The organism is Paranoxybacillus vitaminiphilus (genome assembly GCF_003259935.1).
Classification (GTDB): domain Bacteria; phylum Bacillota; class Bacilli; order Bacillales; family Anoxybacillaceae; genus Paranoxybacillus; species Paranoxybacillus vitaminiphilus.
This window is the reverse complement of the sequence record NZ_QLMH01000051.1, coordinates 1-1552: the sequence shown is the minus strand read 5'-3', so window position 1 is coordinate 1552 and position 1552 is coordinate 1. Positions and strand designations below refer to the sequence as shown.

Genomic DNA, 1552 nt, shown 5'->3' with positions numbered 1-1552 from the left:
CATAGATTTTGTCAACCGGAAAATATTTTTCGTGTTGAGTGCAAAACTGTACATTGTTATTGTCTAGTATACAAATCCGCAAATCGTGCCTGTTTGTGATAAAACTATCCAGCTCTTTAAAGTTCTCACTGACCATCTTATACATGATTCAATCCCTCTAATGTCCGGCGAAATTGGTTGAGAAACTCTTCATGTTCCTTATACATTTCGACTTCTTCATTTTCTGCGCGCTTTTCTTTGATTTTTGTTTCTAATGCTCCTAAGTCGATAATATTGCTCGGCTGAACCAATGATACATCTAGGGCCAACTTGCGGAACATCTTCTCGAATTCTTGCTGGCTGATTCTAATATCAAAGTTCTTTTTTATTTGCTGGCGCAGTTCTTCGTTTTTATATTCTCCTGCTGATTCATATAGTTGGATGAGGATGGCTTTGTAGGGTGCTTTGAAAGTATCGATGCAGTGCATAATTCGCTCAACAAATGGCAAGTGATGGCCCACCTGATAAAAATACTCATACACATCATGACCTAAAAGCATTTGGCTGGCAAAATAATCTGCTTTTCTCTCAGAAAGGTCAAATTCTGTTGAAATTATGTGGGACGAACTTTCTTCAATCCCTTTGATTAAGTGGTAGATTTCATGCCAATAGATAAAATACTGATACACCCTCGGTTGTGCCGTGTTAATGACAAACACTTTCTTACCATTAGGCAATTCCCGGATGGCGCCACCCCAATTTTCGTCAGGTATAGGAACTTGAATAAGATAGTGTTCTTTTAGTATTTGCAGGGCCTGCTTTTCAGGTGAAAGGATGCGGATTTTTTTATATCTTGTCTCCACAACCGTAATAAGTCGTTCAATTTCCTCTTTGATTTCTTTGTTCAGCTTGACCGTCTGATCCAGATTTTCACTAGTAATTCGCATCATTTTCCCATGCCTTTCATTTATAGATAGATGGCGGCAATATCTAATAAGTCATCAAGATCGTTTAAAACCTTTTGGATGTGTTCCGGCCTGTTTTCTTCCTGTAAACGATCAGAATATTGCATAGCCGGTCTCTGCCATGATTCAGGAATGATCACAGGAGGATGCAGAAAGTAATCCTCAGGCAAATTGAAAGCTGCCGTAATTTTTTTTAGATGGGTTTCAAATGTAACTGGGCTTGAAATTTCCCCGGCAAGAATTAAATTTAATGTTGGACGGGAAATGTTTGTCAACTTGGAAAAGGATAATTTGGAAAATCCTTTTAACCTAATAAAAGTGGCAATATTCTCGCCAATTTTCTTACGATGTTGAAAGAAGTTCATTTTTCCTCCCTCCTTATGCCGCAGTATCAACTTCTTTTAAGATATACTTGCTGTTAATAATTATACCCTAAATATCTTTTTTGTAAAAATAAATTTTACAATTTGTAAAAAATCAATGCTACTTTAAAATAAAGGAGGTTTATGTTCACCTTAACTAATTTTGGTAAAAACCACTTCAAAACATGTCATAAAAACAAAAACAGAAGCCAATACAGCTTCTGTCATTAAACTTCGAGGAGACAG

2 protein-coding genes are annotated in these 1552 nt (G+C 36.6%); both read right to left on the bottom strand.

The window, feature by feature from the left end; all coding sequences use genetic code 11:
- Positions 1-137: 137 nt before the first annotated feature.
- Entirely contained in the window at positions 138-929 is a 792-nt protein-coding gene (locus B0I26_RS18010; RefSeq protein ID WP_111646699.1) for an ImmA/IrrE family metallo-endopeptidase, read from the bottom strand.
- A gap of 17 nt (positions 930-946) precedes the next feature.
- A complete protein-coding gene (locus B0I26_RS18005; protein WP_044894222.1) occupies positions 947-1309 on the bottom strand; it encodes a helix-turn-helix domain-containing protein in 363 nt (120 codons plus the stop codon).
- Between the last annotated feature and the right edge of the window lie 243 nt (positions 1310-1552).

What these genes read in the sequence shown, in the direction of transcription:
- B0I26_RS18010 (WP_111646699.1), bottom strand. Translation starts at nt 929, where the DNA reads ATGATGCGAATTACTAGTGAAAATCTGGATCAGACGGTCAAGCTGAAC.
- B0I26_RS18005 (WP_044894222.1), bottom strand. Translation starts at nt 1,309, where the DNA reads ATGAACTTCTTTCAACATCGTAAGAAAATTGGCGAGAATATTGCCACT.